Here is a 15,337-nt window from a genome sequence, read left to right on the forward strand (position 1 = left end):
GGAGAGACGGATGAACAGCAAGCAGGTGGCACTGGTCAGCGGGGCCGGCCGGGGAATCGGAGCCGCGACCGCGCGCGAGTTGGGCCGGCTCGGCTATCACGTGATCGTCAACTATCTGCGCGACGCCGAGTCCGCGGAGCTGCTGGTCAAGCAGATCGGCGCCGCGCAGGCGATCCGGGCCGACGTGACCGACGAGGGCCAGGTGGCCACGCTGGTGGACCGGGTGATCGCCGAGCACGGGCGGATCGACGTACTGGTGGGCAACGCCAACACCGCGGCGCCGCCGTTCGGCCCGCTGGAGCACGTGCCGTGGGCGGCGTTCGCGGCCAAGGTGAACGCCGAGCTGGCCGGGGTCTACCACCTGACCCGGAAGGTACTGCCGATCATGCGCCGCCGGCGGTCCGGCCGGATCGTCTACGTCTCCGCCACCGCGGCCGAGCTGATCATGGGCAGTGCCGCCCACTCCACAGCCAAGGCCGCCGTGAACGCCTTCGCCCTGCAGGTCGCCGGCGCGGCCATAGCGGACGGCATCACCGTCAACGCCGTCGCCCCTGGCGGGGTCGGCACCGATGCCACTGCTGAGGTGTTCACCGATGAGGTCCGGCGCCACTTCGGCGACCGGTCGGTGACCGGAAGCATGCTGCGGCCTCAGGACCTGGCTCGCCCGATCGCCGCGCTCGTAGACGGCGCGTTCGCCGCGGTCACCGGCCAGATCATCCCCGTCGACGGCGGATACCCGCTGCTGAGCCAGTTGCTGGACGGCCTGCCGCGATCTCTCGTTGCTCTGCACGAGCCTGCCCCGCTTCGCGGCCGTTGCTGTGCCAACACCTGAGCTCCAATAGGCGGCCTCCTCGAAGGCCGATCCTGCTCGGGCCGGTGGGCGATGGCGCCGGCGAACACATGCCGGCCTGCCTAGGACTCCTAGGAGGATACATAATCGATTGCCTCAAAAACCGGCCATCGGTAGGTTCGGGCCTATGAGGCCAATTGCCGAGCGCGAGATCCGCGCCTCGTTCGTCAACTGCACCAAGGGCGAGGCCAAACGCCTTGCCGTACCGAGGGACCTGGATGTGCGGCCCTGGGACGACCTGGACTTCCTGGGCTGGCAGGATCTCTCCTCGCCGGGTCGCGCATACCTGGTCGCCGAGCAGGGTGACCGTCTGGTGGGGGTGGCACTACGACGAGCCACCTCCAATGCCGGACATGTACGGCGTAGCATGTGCTCGCTCTGCCTGACCACGCACACCGGTGACGGGGTGTCGCTGATGACCGCCCGCCGCACCGGCGGCAACTCCGTTGGCGCCTACATCTGCACCGACCTGGCCTGCTCCCTCTACCTGCGGGGCAAGAAGGACGTCGGGCCCGGCGGGCGGATGCCCGAGTCGCTCACGCTCGAAGAGAAGATCAGCAGGACCGCGGTCAACGTGAGCGACTTCCTCCAGAAGGTGACCGCGTGACCGCCGCTTTCACACGCGCGGCCTCCTGAGTACGCCGAGGCGGCCGCGCCGCCGGGCTCCTGGAACCGCGCCCGTCTCGACCTCGACCTGCCGATCCCGCCCTGCCTGAACGCCCCCGACTCCACCGATCGGTGGAGTCGCTCCACCACGTGGGCGAGCGGCCGATTCCACCGCCCGCTCGGGAGATCGGGCGATCCGCAGGGGGTGCCTCCGTTGCGACGCTGATTCCCGTCAGGCAACGAAGAGACGGAGGCAACCGACATGCGCAATGTGGTCTGGCTGATCAGCGGGTACGCCGCGGTCAGCCTGCTGACACTGGTGGCGGTGATCGTGTTTCGGCACGACGCGACGATGGTCACCACCGCGGTCTGGATCCGCAGCACCATCGTCGCCGCCTCCTCGCTGCTCACGCTGTTCTTCGCGGTCCGGGCGGCCCGCGGCGACCGCCGGATGCTGCTGCGGCTGCGCGTCGTCACTGCGGTCATGCTGGTCGCGATCGTGGTGATCATCGCGCTGCCCGGCACGTTCCCGCTCTGGCTCAAGTTCGAGCAGGGCATCTGCGGCCTGCTCCTGCTGGCCGTGGTCGTGCAGATCAACCGGCGCCGGGCGGTCCGGCCGTGAGTGCGGTGATCGAGGTGGAGAACCTCCACAAGAGCTACGGGGGCACGGTGGCCCTGGATGACGTCTCGTTCACTGTGAGGCAGGGGGAGATCTTCGGCATCCTCGGGCGCAACGGCGCCGGGAAGACCACGGCCGTGGAGTGCCTCGTGGGCCTGCGGGCGCCGGACCGCGGCCGGATCCGCGTGCTGGGCCGCGACCCGAGGCGCGATCACGCCGAGCTGACCCGGCGGGTGGGCGTGCAACTGCAGGACAGCCGGCTGCCCGAGCGGCTGCGGGTGGGGGAGGCGATGCGGCTCTACCAGTCGTTCTATCCGGACCCGGCCGATTCGGGGGAGTTGCTGGCGCGGCTCGGCCTGGCCGGGCGGGAGAAGACACCGTACGGGAAACTCTCCGGCGGCCAGAAGCAGCGGTTCGCCATCGCGCTCGCGCTGATCGGGCGGCCCCGGAACGCCGTACTCGACGAACTCACCACCGGGCTGGACCCGCACGCCCGGCGGGACACGTGGGATCTGATCGCCGGCGTCCGCGCCGCCGGCGTCACGATTGTGCTGGTCACCCACTTCATGCTGGAGGCCGAACGCCTCTGCGACCGGCTCGCGGTGATCGACGCCGGCCGGGTGCTCGTCACCGGCGCGCCGGCCGAGCTCGTCCAGCGCGCCGGGCAACCCACGCTGGAGGACGCGTTCGTAGCGCTGACCGGGAGGGCCTCATGACCACGCTGACGATGACCGAGCTGAAGCTCTTCCTACGGGAGAGGTCGGGGCCGGCCTTCGGCGTCGGGCTGCCGCTGCTCCTGCTGATCATCTTCGGCAACCTGCCGTTCTACAAGGAGCACAGGACCGACCTCGGCGGGCTGACGCTCCTGGACACGTACGTACCCATCCTGATCGCCTTTGCCCTGGCCATGCTCGCCCTGAACGTGCTTCCGCCGGTGCTCGCCGGCTACCGCGAGAAGGGCGTGCTGCGGCGGCTGCGGACCACGCCGGTCGGGCCGGTCCGGGTGCTGGCCGCGCAGCTGATCGTCATGCTGCTGACCGCCGCGGTCGCGGTGGCCGCGCTGCTGCTGGTCGCGCGGTTCGCGTTCGGGGTGGTGCTGCCCCGGCAGATGGCCGGCTTCCTGCTGACCACGCTGCTGGCGGCGCTCGCGCTGATGGCCGTCGGCCTGCTCGTCACCGCGGCCGCGCCCGGCGGGCGGGCGGCCAACGCGCTCGGCGCCGTCGTCTTCTACCCGCTGGTCTTCCTCGGCGGCCTGTTCCTGCCGATCCCGACCATGCCGGCGATGCTGCGGCACATCAGCCAGGCCACCCCTATGGGCGCCGCGGTCACCGCGATGCAGGACGCGACGAACGGGCGCTGGCCGCACTGGCTCGCTCTGGTCACGTTGCTCGCATGGGCGGCCGGGGCAGCCGTGGCGGCGGCTAGATTGTTCCGCTGGGAGTAGGTACGCGATGCAGAGTTGGCAGATGGCCGGGCCGGCGGGCTGGGAACAACGGTTCCGGCCCATGGTCACCGTGGTCCCGTACGTGCTGCTGGCCGTCATGGCCGCCCTGACCATCGCCTTCAAGCACGACCAGCCGGGCTCCCTCGCCATCGACCTCGCGCTCTGCGCGGCGGCCGCGGTGTGGAGCCTGGCGCTCTTCACGCTGCGTCCGGCGTGGCGCGACCGGATCGGTGTGATGGGCGTCTTCCTGGCGGGCCTGATTCTGTTCGGCCTGGTCATGGTCCTGCGCAACCCGTGGTTCGGCTTCTACACGCCGGTGCTGTACTTCTACGCGTACCGGATCATCGGCTGGCCGCGCGAGCTGTACTTCATCGCCGGCGCCGCGGTGGTGGCCGGCACGGCACAGTCGGCCGGCCTGGACCCCGGCTCCTGGATCGGCCGCCTCGAGTACCTGGGGATCCTGGTCGTCAACATCGCGCCGATGTGCCTGGTGGCCTGGATGGGCGAGATCGGCACGCGGTACTACGCCTCCCGCGAGGCGGCGCTGCGCGAGGCCCGGGAGGCCAACGCTCGGCTGGCCGCGGCGCTGGCCGAAAACGCGGCGCTGCAGGAACGGCTGGTCGAGCAGGCCCGCGCGGCCGGCGTCCTGGACGAGCGGGCCCGGATGGCTCGGGAGATCCACGACACGCTGGCCCAGAGCCTGACCGGCATCGTCACCCAGTTGCAGGCCGCCGAGCACGCGGCCGACGATCCGGCCGCGTGGCGTCGGCACCACGCGGCGGCGACCTCGCTGGCCCGGGAGAGCCTGACCGAGGCGCGGCGCTCGGTGAACGAGTTGCGCCCGGAGCCGCTCGAGACCGGCCGCCTCGCCGACGCCATCACCGAGGTGGCGGCCAAGTGGTCGGCCCGCCACAGCATCCCGGCCCAGGTCACCGTCACCGGCGAGCCCCGCACGATGCGCCCGGAGGCCGAGGTCGCCCTGTTGCGGGTCGCCCAAGAGGCGTTGGCCAACGTCGCCAAGCATGCCGGCACCGCCACCCGCGTCGGTCTCACCCTTTCCTACATGGACCGGCAGGTGGCCCTCGACGTCCGCGACGACGGCCGCGGCTTCGACTACCCGACCACCCAGATCGAGCGCGACGGGGGCTTCGGGTTGGTGGCGATGCGGCAGCGGATCGAGGCGTTGTCGGGCACGTTGCAGATCGAATCGGAGGTGGGTGGTGGGACCGGGATCTCGGCCTGCCTGCCCGCCGAGGCGCCGGAGGTGCGTTCGTGAGTGACCCGATCAAGCTGCTCATCGTCGACGATCACCCGGTGGTACGGGACGGGCTGAGCAGCATGTTCGCCCGCGACCCCGAGTTCACCGTGGTCGGCGAGGCGGCGGACGGGGCGGAGGCGGTCCGGCTGGCGGAGGTGCTGGGGCCGGACGTGATCCTGATGGACCTGCGGATGGCCGGCATGGACGGCGTCACCGCGATCGGCGAGCTGACCCGGCGCGGCGTGCCGGCCCGGGTGCTGGTGCTGACCACCTACGACACGGACAGCCACGTGCTGCCCGCGATCGAGGCCGGCGCCATCGGCTACCTGCTCAAGGACGCGCCGCGGGACGAGTTGCTGCGCGCCGTACGCTCGGCCGCTCGCGGCGAGGTCGCGCTCTCCCCGTCGGTCGCCGCCCGCCTGATGAGCCGGCTGCGCACCCCGGCCCCGTCGACCGGCCCGTTGAGCCAGCGCGAGCTGGAGGTGCTGCGCCTGGTCGCGGCCGGCCACACCAACCGGGAGGCGGCCGCCCGGCTGTTCATCACCGAGGCCACGGTCAAGACGCACCTGCTCAACATCTACGCGAAGCTCGACGTCAACGACCGTGCGGCAGCGGTCGCGGAGGGTTACAACCGCGGCCTGCTCGCTGCTCCCGAGCGTCCGTGACAGGGGTGCCGTCGGAAGTCGGCAGCGTCGCCGGGACCCCGTCGTTGTACGCAGTGCCCCGCATGATTCCGATCTCGGGTCGGGTGCGGGGCCGGCCAGGCCCGAGCCGGGGGACGGGGATGCCGGCCATATCGGCGGCGTCGGCCAGGGCCTGCAGCCGGGTGAGGATCTCCTGCCAGACACCGGCCCGCTGCCAGCGGCGTAACAGGGCGTACACCGCCTGCCAGGAGCCGTAGCACTCCGGCATGTCCCGCCGAGGCTGAGGAACACGCTAATGCTCGACGGTCAGGTCACCGTGGGTGTCGAGATGGCTGTTCAGTTCAGCCGTTTGTGATTCGACGCCCGTCCGGGTGGGGGTTGTCCGGGCCATGGAGGCGAGGAGGCGTAGTTTCTCGTCGCTCTCGCTGCCCTGATCGGCGTAGTAGAGGACCAGGAGCAGGTCGTCTACCGGGAGCTTGTCTCGGTGCAGGCGCAGCTCACCGACGACGGGATGGTTCACGGTAGTGGTGCCGCCCTCGAGGTTGCGGATGTCGTGGCGCGCCCAGAGGGTTCGGAAGCGCTCGCTCGACAGGGCGAGCTCGCCCACGAGTTCCACGAACCGCGGGTTGTCGATGTCGTCCCCGACGGACTTCCTGAAGGCGGCGACGAATCCTTCCGTGGAGCGCGTCCACTGCTGCTGGAACGCCTGCTCCTCGGGATCGAGCAGCAGCGACCGCAGACGGTTGTACCCGGGCTGGAGGCGCGGAGAGAACGCGACCGCGAGCCGGTTGGACGCGAGCACGTCGAACGCGCGCCCCTCCACGAAGGCGGGAACCTGCAGGCTCGCCAGGAGCTGGTGCAACCGTGGGGGGACACGTTCGGGCTTCCTACGCCGCTGAGGCCTGGGGCGCGCGGCGGTCAGGCCGAGAAGGTACTCCTGTTCGATCTCGTCGAGGTGCAGGACCCGCGCGAGCGACTCGAGGACCTGCGATGAGGGATTCTTGTCGCGGCCGCGCTCCAGCCGCAGGTAGTAGTCGGCGCTGATGCCCGCGAGCATGGCGACCTCTTCACGGCGAAGCCCCGGAACGCGGCGGTTTGCACCCGGCGCGAGCCCGGCCTGCTCCGGGGTGACCAGGGCCCGCCGGGCACGCAGGTAGCCGCCGAGCAGGTTGGCGCGGTCGTCGTCGCTCATATTCGCCATCGTATTTCGGGCTCTCCCGGCCAAGGGGGCCCTGACAGGGCCCCGGAAGACGGGGGCACTGCCTCCAGCCGGAGAACGGATCAACACTGAAGGTGTCGCCGCGCGCCCAGGCGGGCGGCAACGGCCTGTTTTCCCGTCCGGGTGACGCGACCGACGGGAACCGGAGCCCAGAACTTCATCGACCGCGCCCACCGGCTTGTCGCTGACCGGCGCGCCCTGAGCAGGAGCAATCAATGGACATCACCAACCGCACCGTCTTCATCGCCGGCGCCACCTCGGGAATCGGTCTCGAGCTCGCTCGCCGGTTCGCCGCGGCCGGCAGCTCCGTCGTCGTCGGCGGCCGACGAGCCGCCCTGCTCGCCCAACTCGCAGCTGAGGGGTTCGACACCGTTCCCATCGACGTGACCGACCAGGTCAGCGTCGACCGTGCCCGCGACGCGATCCTCCGCAGCCACCCGGGCCTCGACACGATCGTGACGATGTCCGGGATTGGGATCCCTGAGGACCTGCGCGATCCCTCGCACTTCGGTGCCGCACAGCAAATGATCGACACCAACCTCCTGGGCACCATCCGCGTCATCGACGCGTTCACCCCGCATCTGGTCGGGCGCGGCGCCGGAACCATCATCACGGTCACCTCGGGTATCGGGTTCCTGCCGTTCCCGCTCATGCCGACCTACGCGGCCTCGAAGGCCGGGGTGCACGCCTACTCCGAGGCGTTGCGCGCGCAACTGGACGGCACAGGCATCGAGGTGTCTGAACTCGTCCCCCCGGCTGTCGCCACCACGCCGGAGCAGGCTCAGCGCAATCCCCGCGCGCTCGACCTGGCCGAGTTCGCCACCGAGGTGATGGACCTGCTCCAGACCAACCCCACTCCGCGCGAGATCCTCGTTGAGGGCGTGCTGATGCACCGGTGGGCCGAGCGCGACGGCACCTACGCCGATTTGGTCGCCCAGCGGTCGCAGGCGCTCGCGATGCTCCCAAGCCGTCAGTAGGCACGACAGCCGCTCGGGGCGTCGATACGCGGCGGCCTCATCCTCAGCGACGGACTCGGCGCGCGGCCCACACGGTGGTGGAGTAGCTGCGGGCCCGCAGCTGTCGGCCGCGTCATGGGCCGGACGGGAACCGCTCGGGTGCTGACGTGGCAGGCGACAAGAATCCCGCATGCGCCGGGACCCCAGGCTCTGCTGCCCGGGATCGGGGACGGCGACTGTGAGAAGCGGCAACGACACCAGTCACGTCCACAGGAGACAGACCATGGACATCCGCACCGCCTCCCGCGTCGCAGGCGCAGCCTCGCTGATCGTCGGATCGCTGGCCATCGCCATCCCGATCGAGATCACCGACGAGAACGCCCCGATCGCGGCCCAACTCCATGACTACGCGCAGCACTCCGCTCTCGCGGTGCTGTCGAACCTCGTCCTCATTCCCGTGATCTTGATCGTCCCCGGGGTGATCTACGCCGCCCGGCTGGCCCGCCGCGGTGCGCCGCGCCTGGCCTTCGTCGGCGGCGGGCTGTCGGCGCTCGGCTGGATCGCCGGCGCCATGAGCATCGGCGCGGGACAGATCGCGCTCTACCAGGGCTCCCAGCTCGCCGAACAGGCAGGCGCGGCGGCGCTGATCGACAGGATGAACGGCGATCCGGTGTACGGCACGCTCGTGGGTGCCTTCGTCCTCGGGCACGCGATCGGCATGATTGTTCTCGGCGTCGGGCTGTGGCGCTCCCGAGCGGTCGCGCCCTGGGTCGCCGCGGTGTTCGTCGCTTACCCGGTCGGGCACGTCGTCGGGCACGCGATCAGCCCGGTCGTCGACACGATCTCCGGCATCTTCCTGCTGGTCAGCGCCGTGGCCGTGGCTGCCGCGATCCTGCGCACTCCCAACGAGCAGTGGGACCTGCCGGCGGGCAAGGCCGCGGCCGAGCCCGTCGCGGCCTAGACCCGTGATCGCTGACCAGGAGGCGGCTTCCCGGCGACCCGCCGTTGGCCCACAATCGACACTGATGGCTTCCAAGCTCAGACCCGTCGTCTCGGCCACGGTGACGCTGGCCGTGCTCTTCGCCGCCGCCGGCGCGGCCTTGATCGGCACCGGCCGGCTGAGCTGGCTGTCGATCCTTATCTCGGTAACCGCGGTGGTGTACCTGGCGGTCGCCTTCGTCGGCGCGGCGATCCTGCGCACGCGACCGCGCAGCCGTACCGGCTGGATCTTCCTCGTCTCCGGTACGGCTGCGCCGGTCGCGGCCGCGCTCAACGCCGCCGCGGACGTCGGGGCGCACATCGGCAGGGTCGACGCGGCATCGTGGATCTCCCTGGCGCAGACACCGTTCTCCCTGCTCAGCGTCCCGGTGATGGCGACCTTCGGGATCCTGCTCTTCCCCGACCGCCGCCTGGACACGCGGCGCCGGCGGGTGCTCGGGCGGGTCTTCGCCGTCGAGCTGCTCGTGCTGCTGGTGTGGGCGCTGCTCTCGCCGGACTCGGTGGAGGTGCCGGGGCTCCACAACCCCATAGCGGTGCCGGGCGCGGACGGGCTGGTGATCAGCATCCTGCTCGTCGGGCCGCTCAGCCTGCTGGCCTGCATCTCGCTGTGGCGCTTCGCCCGGCGCGACACCGGCCCGTACGCACCCGCCCTGCGCACGGCCGCGCGGGTGTCGTTCGTCGTGCCCGCCTCCTACCTCGCATGCGTGATCGCCGGATTCACCTCCGGAGACACGGCGCCCATCGCGGTCCTGGAGAACTGCGCGGCGATCGCGGTCGGAGCCGCGGCGTGGATCGGCATCGCCAGGCACGGGCTGTTCGACACCCGGGCAGTGCTCAACCGAGCGCTGGTGTACGGGTTCCTGAGCCTGACGCTCGTCGCGGTCTACCTCGTCGCGGTCGTCTCGCTCGGCCTGGTCTTCGGCGGGCCGGTACCGCAGGTGATCGCCGCGGTCATGGCCGCCCTGGCCGTACTGCCGCTGCGCGACCTGGTGCAACGCCGGATCAACCAGCTCGTCTACGGGCTCCGGGACGATCCGGCCGCCGCGTTCGCCCGGCTCGGCGACCGGCTGGACGCGGCCGGGGCGCCCGAGGACATCCTCCCGGCCGCCGTCCGTACGGTCGCCGAGGCCCTTCGCCTGCCGTACGTCGCGATCGAGGCGGGCGGCGAGGTGCTGTGCCGTCACGGGCGCCCGCTTCCCGGCCAGACGCAGGCGCTGCCGCTGCCCTTCGCCGGAGAGACGATCGGGCACCTGATGCTGCAGACCCGCAGCGGCGGCGATTTCTCGGCCGACGAGCGGCGGCTGCTCGCGGACCTGACCAAGCAGGTGGCCGTGGCGGCCCGCGCGGTGGTGCTGACCCAGGCGTTGCAGTCGTCGCGGCAGCGCCTGGTGACGACGCGCGAAGAGGAGAGGCGGCGGCTGCGCCGCGACCTGCACGACGGGCTCGGCCCCACGCTCGCCGGCATCGCGCTGGGCATCGACACGGTGCGGCGGGCCACGCCGCCGGACGGGTCTGTCGCGGAACTGCTGGCCAGGCTCCGCGAGGCCACCGAGTCGGCGGTCGACGACATCCGCCGCCTCGTCTACGACCTGCGGCCACCAATCCTCGACGAGCTGGGCCTGGCCGGGGCCGTACGCGAACAGGCGGTACGGCTGGGCGTGGCGAGCATCGACGTTCCCGAGGCGCTCCCGTCGCTACCCGCCGCAGTGGAGGTGGCGGCGTACCGCATCGCCGTCGAGGCTCTGACCAACGCGGCGCGCCACGCGCCGGGAACGCCGGTGTCGGTTCAGCTCGCGGTGAACAGCCGCCTGGAGCTGTCGGTCGCCGACGGCGGCGCCGGCCTGCCGGACGGATACCGCGCGGGCGTCGGTCTGAACTCCATGCGGGAGCGGGCCGCGGAGCTCGGCGGCCTGTGCGTGGTGAGCCGGCGTGACCCGTGCGGGACGCTCGTGCGCGCGGAGTTCCCGCTGTTCGAGGAGGCGCTGTGACGATACGAGTCGTCGTGGCCGATGACCATCCGCTGTTCCGGGAGGGGCTGCGGTCGCTCATCTGCGACGCGGCCGAGACCGAGCTGGCCGGGGTGGCCGCCGATGGCGACGAGGCCGTGGCCGTCACGCTCGAGCAGCGCCCCGACGTGGTCGTCATGGACCTGCGGATGCCGGGTCTCAACGGCGTCGAGGCGACCCGCAGGATCGTCGCCGCGCTGCCCGAGGTCGCCGTGCTGGTGCTGACGATGGTGGAGGAGGACGCCTCGATCTTCGCGGCGATGCGCGCGGGCGCCCGGGGTTACGTCCTCAAGGGCGCCGAACCCGAGACCATCCTGCGCTCGATCCTCGTGGTCGCGGGGGGAGAGGTGATCTTCGGTTCCGCGGTCGCCGCGCGCCTGACCCAGTTCTTCGCGGTCGGCGCCGGCGCCACCGTGACGCCCTTCCCCAACCTCACCGGCCGCGAGCGCGACATCCTCGCGCTCATGGCGACGGGCGCGAACAACAGGACGATCGCGCTGTGCATCGGAGTGACCGAGAAGACCGTGCGCAACAACGTGTCGAACATCTTCGCCAAGCTGCACGTCGCCGACCGGGCGGCGGCCGTGGCGCGGGCGCGTGACGCCGGGATGGGCTCGGTGCCACAGGACCGGCTTGGGAGGTGAGACAGGGGGCAGCCGCAGGGGCATACGCAGGTGCTCCGCCTGCCCGCTGGGCACCGAACGCCCTTGGCCGCACAGGCGCCGCCGCGAAACGTCCTGATCTGGACTGATAGCGGCTCTGGCGCTCGACAGGTCAGGGCTCAACGGGAGCTACGGCACAGCTTTGTCTCGTTGCTGTCGGCTCAGGATGTCCCGATAAAGGACGTCTCCCGCCTGGTAGCTCACTCCAGCACGGTGGTCACGGAGACCGTGTCCACGAGGGAGCTATCGCCATATACAGCAACTCCCGGCCCGCTCACCGCCCGCGACCTCGGGTTGGCCGGCCAGGCCGCCGGCTGTTGGACGCGTCATAGACCGGACGGGAACCGCTCGGTTCCTGCTGTGTGAGGCGAGAATCCCGGATGCGCCGGGACCTCGGGCTCTGCTGCCCGGGATCGAGGACGGCGACTGTGAGAAGCGGCGACGACACCAGCCACTTCCACAGGAGACAGATCATGGACATCCGCACCGCCTCCCGCGTCGCAGGCGCAGTCTCGCGGATCGCCGAATAGTTGGCCATCGCCATCCCGATCGAGATCACGGGAGCGGTCGGTCAGGTGCTGGTCGGGCTGCGCGACCCCGATCGCTCTACGTGATCACGCACACACCACACATTGGAGGACAAACCCATGAAGACATCGGCCAAGGCATGGGGAATCACTATCGCGGGATTCCTGGCGGTGACGGCGATCGGCGCGTCGCCCGCCGCAGCGTCGAGGGCGGGGGCATCGCCCGACACCTGCAGGACCGGGTACGTCTGGCGCGGAGCCCAGAACAGCGACCACGTGTGCGTCACCCCGGCCGTTCGCGACCGCACCGCCCGCGAGAACGCCACGGGTGTCTGGCACGCCTGCACCCAGGGCTTCGTCTGGCGTGAGGCGTACCAGGGCGACTTCCGGTGCGTCGTGCCGAGCTCGCGCACCCAGGCGCGCGTGGACAACGACGCCGCGCCGTACCGGCTCGCCTGGGTGATCATGACGAGGACCCGGCACGATCCGGATTCGACGAGCTGCGACGGCGACTCCTGCTCCACCACGAACGAGTCGTCTTACTACACCGTCGGCGTCCGGGGCTACTACCTCACCTCCGGCGCGCGGGTGGCCGTCAAGATCGTGGCCGACGGCGCGACCGTCTGGAGCAAGATCGTGTACGCGGGGGCGGGCAAGGACCCCGGAGGCAACTACAGCATCGACACCGGCAACCCGCTGTGCGGAGGCGGTACGTTCGCCAAGCCGTACAACGCCTACGTGCAAGTGCGCGAGAACTCCGGACCGTGGTCGACGCGCGTCCCGATCCACTGGAAGGCGTGCTCCAACGTGTGACGCTGCTCTGACACGCAGATTGGCACGTCGAGTGCCAAAGGGACCACATGCATCCGCCCCGTCTCCGAACCCTTCAAGGAGACGGGGCGGAGCCTGTCATGAAGCGCCCCGCGTCTGGGCATGCTGCTCGTCGCCTTCATCGTCCCGCTCTGCCGTGGACGGGCCAAGGCGACATCGATCGGGGAAGACGTCGACCGGGCACGGCTTTCCGATGGTCGGTCTAGGCCGACGCTTTCGATCTTGGAAAACCGTGCCGCTTGTCAAACCAGACCGAAATCAGTTGGCGGGCCTGCCGAACCAGCGGGAGAGGTGGTCGTCCAGGTCCTGTTGATCGTCGCCGATCCAGGCGACGTGGCCGTCGGGGCGTAGCAGGACGCACGGGACATCCAGTTCCGCAGTGGAATCCGCGAGGTAATCGACCCGGTCTGACCAGCTGCCGACGGTCAGGCGTTCGGTGCGGTCCAGCAGCAGGCCGCGGCCGCGATGCAGCAGACCGTAGAGGTGGCCCTGCTTCACATCGATGTCGCGCAGGCGGCGGCCGAGCAGGTCGGGGCCTTCGCCGAAGTCGTAGCGGATGCCGATCGCGGTGATCTTCTCGATCAGAAAGCGGTTCACCTCGTCGAAGTCCATCAGTTCGGTGAGCAGCCTGCGCACGGCCTGCGGGCCCGGTTCGGTGGACAGCAGTTCCATCTGGGCGCGGGTGTTGTCCAGCACGTCCTCGGCGACCGGATGACGTTCGGCCTGGTAGGTGTCCAGCAGCGTTTCGGGCGCCCAGCCGCGGATCTGTGCGGCCAGTTTCCAGCCGAGGTTGAATGCGTCCTGAACGCCCAGGTTGAGGCCCTGTCCGCCGATGGGTGGATGGATGTGTGCCGCATCGCCGGCCAGCAGCACCCGCCCGACCCGATAACGTTCGGCCAGCCGGGTGGCATCCCCGAAGCGGGACATCCAGCGCGGGGAGTGCACGCCGAAATCGGTTCCGGCGACGGTGCGCAACTGTTGTTTGAAATCATCGAGGGTGGGCGGTTGTGCGCGGTCGCTGACTCCCGCGGCGGGGACGACGACGCTGTAGACCCCTTCGCCGAAGGGCCGGAGCCAGAATCGCTTATGGGTCTCGCTGATTTCGGTCACCTTGGCGGTGATCTCCTCCTGCGGTACACCCACTTCCATCTCGCCCATCAGCGTCTCGGTCCGCGCGGGCTCGCCGGGGAAGCCGACGCCGAGCAGTTTGCGCACCGTGCTGCGACCGCCGTCACAGCCGATGAGATAGCGCGAACGCAGCTGTTCCCCGTCGGCCAGCTCGACGGTCACACCGTCGTCGTCCTGCTCGAAACCGGCCACCGCGCAACCGCGCCGGACCTGCGCACCCAGGGCGATCACATGTTCTTCGAGCAGGCGTTCGATGACCGGCTGCGGGATGCCCAGCAGATAGGCGTGCGCGGAATCGAGGCCCTTGGGCGCGGGTTTGGTGATGGCGGCGAAGAAACCGCCGGCCGGACGCTGTCTTCCATGCTGGAGAATGCGCTCCAGCAGTCCGCGCATCGCCATCAGCTCGAGACTGCGAATATGCAGGCCGACTATGCGGACGAACGACTTGGGCTCGGTTTCCTTCTCCAGAACGAGTACCCGCACGTCGTGCAGCCGCAGTTCGGCGGCCAGCATCGCGCCAGTCGGCCCGCATCCGGCAATGATCACGTCGTACATGGGCGCGCGATCGGCGTCGGAGGCCGGCGACCGGAGTCCGAGGACGTCGCCCACGGTGAAGTCGCGCTCGACCGTATCGTTCGACGGCGGCTCGGCGGGGAACTGCAGAGAGTCCATAGGTGTTGCCTTTCGGGAGTGCCTTGGTGTCGAGGCGCTCCCGGCGACACCTACATCAATCGCCGGCCGTGACGGGAAGGGGGAGCACCCACATCGATACAGCGTTCATGGGGCTCACCTCCTCGGGCGGTGTCACGGTCACGTGCAAGCTACCAGCCCGATGCGATCCCGCCCACCCCTTTTCCCGCCCCTGATCACCGGCCCGGCTGGTCACGGTCGACGGTCCGGGAAGCCGTCGAGAGGCTGGCAACGGGTGAGGAATGTGGTCGGCGAGGTGCGGACCGTCGTCGCGGCGGCACGAGGCGCCCGCTGCTTCGACGAGTTGCGCCGCCGCCCGGAACCCGAGGCCGCCGACAGTCGCGGCCTGCCGGCCATCGCCGCGTTCTTCGAGCGGCTGGTGGCGGCGCGACGTTCAGGCTTCCACGCTCGCTGGGGCTGCCTGGTCGCCAACACCCACGCCACGTCGAACGGTGGCCTGCCGGAGATCCGGGAAATTCTGGAGCGCCACCACGATGCGCTGCGGGCGGCGATGCGCGCCGCGCTGGAGGCCGCGCGTACGAAGGGCCAGCTCCGGGCCGGTCTGGATCTGGGGGCGGCCGCCGAAGCGCTGACCCCGCAGGCCTGTGCGGTCACTCTGCGCTCGCGGGCCGGCGCCGAGGCGGGCGTCCTGCTGGCCGGCGTGCGCGCCGTTCTTGATGGTTTTCCCACTAGTAGGACTTTGTTAGGTCGTCATGGTGGTCGTTGGCGGCAGGTGGGGCATCGGCCTGTCCAGGTAGCCAATAACACCTCGAGCATGTGCAGGATCTTGTAGAAGGTCAGGCCGCCCCAGTTGCTTTTGGGCTGGTCAAGCGGAGTTCGGTGAGGAACAGGTGAGCCGCGGAGACCAGGGTGACATGGCGGTGCCAGCCGGTGAAGG

The 15,337-nt window shown here is 70.3% G+C and carries 15 protein-coding genes and 1 pseudogene; 13 read left to right on the forward strand and 3 right to left on the reverse strand.

Features of this window, described 5'->3' with window-relative positions; translation table 11 throughout:
- Positions 1-10 precede the first annotated feature (10 nt).
- The 7 genes and pseudogenes from HHX35_RS40130 (at position 11) to HHX35_RS40160 (ending at position 5,442) form a co-directional block, all read left to right on the forward strand.
- Entirely contained in the window at positions 11-832 is an 822-nt protein-coding gene (locus HHX35_RS40130) for an SDR family NAD(P)-dependent oxidoreductase (protein ID WP_182903826.1), read from the forward strand.
- A gap of 145 nt (positions 833-977) precedes the next feature.
- On the forward strand, positions 978-1,457 hold the full coding sequence (locus HHX35_RS40135; protein ID WP_182903827.1) for an FBP domain-containing protein: 480 nt from the start codon (positions 978-980) through the stop codon (positions 1,455-1,457).
- Between the two features lie 261 nt (positions 1,458-1,718).
- Positions 1,719-2,078: a hypothetical protein gene (locus tag HHX35_RS40140; protein WP_182903828.1), complete on the forward strand. Its 360-nt coding sequence runs from the start codon at positions 1,719-1,721 to the stop codon at positions 2,076-2,078.
- Positions 2,075-2,737 (forward strand): annotated as a pseudogene (locus HHX35_RS40145) (ABC transporter ATP-binding protein); the annotation flags it as partial. The gene HHX35_RS40140 and the pseudogene HHX35_RS40145, both read left to right, overlap by 4 nt.
- Before the next feature lie 50 nt (positions 2,738-2,787).
- Positions 2,788-3,519, forward strand: a complete 732-nt coding sequence (locus tag HHX35_RS40150; RefSeq protein WP_182903830.1) for an ABC transporter permease — start codon at positions 2,788-2,790, stop codon at positions 3,517-3,519.
- Positions 3,520-3,541: 22 nt separating this feature from the next.
- Positions 3,542-4,795 carry a sensor histidine kinase gene (locus HHX35_RS40155; protein ID WP_182903831.1) on the forward strand — a complete coding sequence of 418 codons (1,254 nt, stop codon included), beginning with the start codon at positions 3,542-3,544 and terminating at the stop codon, positions 4,793-4,795.
- Positions 4,792-5,442, forward strand: coding sequence for a response regulator transcription factor (locus HHX35_RS40160; RefSeq protein ID WP_182903832.1), 651 nt, complete (start codon positions 4,792-4,794; stop codon positions 5,440-5,442). The genes HHX35_RS40155 and HHX35_RS40160 overlap by 4 nt, the downstream gene beginning before the upstream one ends.
- On the opposite strand, the gene HHX35_RS45270 is transcribed toward HHX35_RS40160, so the two are convergent.
- Both HHX35_RS45270 and HHX35_RS40170 read right to left on the reverse strand, forming a co-directional pair.
- Positions 5,372-5,689, reverse strand: a complete 318-nt coding sequence (locus HHX35_RS45270; RefSeq protein ID WP_220506437.1) for a transposase — start codon at positions 5,687-5,689, stop codon at positions 5,372-5,374. The two genes, HHX35_RS40160 and HHX35_RS45270, sit on opposite strands and share 71 nt — an antisense overlap.
- 24 nt (positions 5,690-5,713) lie before the next feature.
- Positions 5,714-6,613, reverse strand: a complete 900-nt coding sequence (locus tag HHX35_RS40170; protein WP_182903833.1) for a helix-turn-helix domain-containing protein — start codon at positions 6,611-6,613, stop codon at positions 5,714-5,716.
- A gap of 242 nt (positions 6,614-6,855) precedes the next feature.
- Here HHX35_RS40170 and HHX35_RS40175 point away from each other — a divergent pair, with 242 nt between their 5' ends.
- The 5 genes from HHX35_RS40175 to HHX35_RS40195 all read left to right on the forward strand — a co-directional run bounded on the left by HHX35_RS40175 (position 6,856) and on the right by HHX35_RS40195 (position 12,603).
- Positions 6,856-7,617, forward strand: a complete 762-nt coding sequence (locus tag HHX35_RS40175; protein ID WP_182903834.1) for an SDR family oxidoreductase — start codon at positions 6,856-6,858, stop codon at positions 7,615-7,617.
- Between the two features lie 262 nt (positions 7,618-7,879).
- Complete coding sequence (locus HHX35_RS40180; RefSeq protein WP_182903835.1) at positions 7,880-8,557, forward strand: hypothetical protein; 678 nt, start codon at positions 7,880-7,882, stop codon at positions 8,555-8,557.
- Positions 8,558-8,621: 64 nt separating this feature from the next.
- Positions 8,622-10,583 (forward strand): sensor histidine kinase, encoded by a 1,962-nt coding sequence (locus HHX35_RS40185; protein WP_182903836.1) that lies wholly within the window; start codon positions 8,622-8,624, stop codon positions 10,581-10,583.
- Complete coding sequence (locus HHX35_RS40190; protein WP_310739634.1) at positions 10,580-11,245, forward strand: response regulator transcription factor; 666 nt, start codon at positions 10,580-10,582, stop codon at positions 11,243-11,245. Before HHX35_RS40185 ends, HHX35_RS40190 begins: the two co-directional genes overlap by 4 nt.
- 665 nt (positions 11,246-11,910) lie before the next feature.
- Positions 11,911-12,603 carry a hypothetical protein gene (locus HHX35_RS40195; RefSeq protein WP_182903837.1) on the forward strand — a complete coding sequence of 231 codons (693 nt, stop codon included), beginning with the start codon at positions 11,911-11,913 and terminating at the stop codon, positions 12,601-12,603.
- Positions 12,604-12,879: 276 nt separating this feature from the next.
- Here HHX35_RS40195 and rox read toward each other — a convergent pair whose 3' ends face one another.
- A complete protein-coding gene (gene rox, locus HHX35_RS40200) occupies positions 12,880-14,304 on the reverse strand; it encodes a rifampin monooxygenase (protein WP_220506455.1) in 1,425 nt (474 codons plus the stop codon).
- 379 nt (positions 14,305-14,683) lie between these two features.
- Here rox and HHX35_RS40205 point away from each other — a divergent pair, with 379 nt between their 5' ends.
- Positions 14,684-15,232 carry a TetR family transcriptional regulator C-terminal domain-containing protein gene (locus HHX35_RS40205; RefSeq protein WP_182903839.1) on the forward strand — a complete coding sequence of 183 codons (549 nt, stop codon included), beginning with the start codon at positions 14,684-14,686 and terminating at the stop codon, positions 15,230-15,232.
- The last annotated feature ends 105 nt before the right edge of the window (positions 15,233-15,337 follow it).

This window comes from Microbispora sp. H10830, assembly GCF_014161375.1.
Taxonomy (GTDB): Bacteria; Actinomycetota; Actinomycetes; order Streptosporangiales; family Streptosporangiaceae; genus Microbispora; species Microbispora catharanthi.

Coding starts and splice junctions, on each gene's coding strand:
- HHX35_RS40130 (WP_182903826.1), top strand. CDS start 11: ATGAACAGCAAGCAGGTGGCACTGGTCAGCGGGGCCGGCCGGGGAATC.
- HHX35_RS40135 (WP_182903827.1), top strand. CDS start 978: ATGAGGCCAATTGCCGAGCGCGAGATCCGCGCCTCGTTCGTCAACTGC.
- HHX35_RS40140 (WP_182903828.1), top strand. CDS start 1,719: ATGCGCAATGTGGTCTGGCTGATCAGCGGGTACGCCGCGGTCAGCCTG.
- HHX35_RS40150 (WP_182903830.1), top strand. CDS start 2,788: ATGACCACGCTGACGATGACCGAGCTGAAGCTCTTCCTACGGGAGAGG.
- HHX35_RS40155 (WP_182903831.1), top strand. CDS start 3,542: ATGGCCGGGCCGGCGGGCTGGGAACAACGGTTCCGGCCCATGGTCACC.
- HHX35_RS45270 (WP_220506437.1), bottom strand. CDS start 5,689: ATGCCGGAGTGCTACGGCTCCTGGCAGGCGGTGTACGCCCTGTTACGC.
- HHX35_RS40170 (WP_182903833.1), bottom strand. CDS start 6,613: ATGAGCGACGACGACCGCGCCAACCTGCTCGGCGGCTACCTGCGTGCC.
- HHX35_RS40175 (WP_182903834.1), top strand. CDS start 6,856: ATGGACATCACCAACCGCACCGTCTTCATCGCCGGCGCCACCTCGGGA.
- HHX35_RS40180 (WP_182903835.1), top strand. CDS start 7,880: ATGGACATCCGCACCGCCTCCCGCGTCGCAGGCGCAGCCTCGCTGATC.
- HHX35_RS40185 (WP_182903836.1), top strand. CDS start 8,622: ATGGCTTCCAAGCTCAGACCCGTCGTCTCGGCCACGGTGACGCTGGCC.
- HHX35_RS40195 (WP_182903837.1), top strand. CDS start 11,911: ATGAAGACATCGGCCAAGGCATGGGGAATCACTATCGCGGGATTCCTG.
- rox (WP_220506455.1), bottom strand. CDS start 14,304: ATGTACGACGTGATCATTGCCGGATGCGGGCCGACTGGCGCGATGCTG.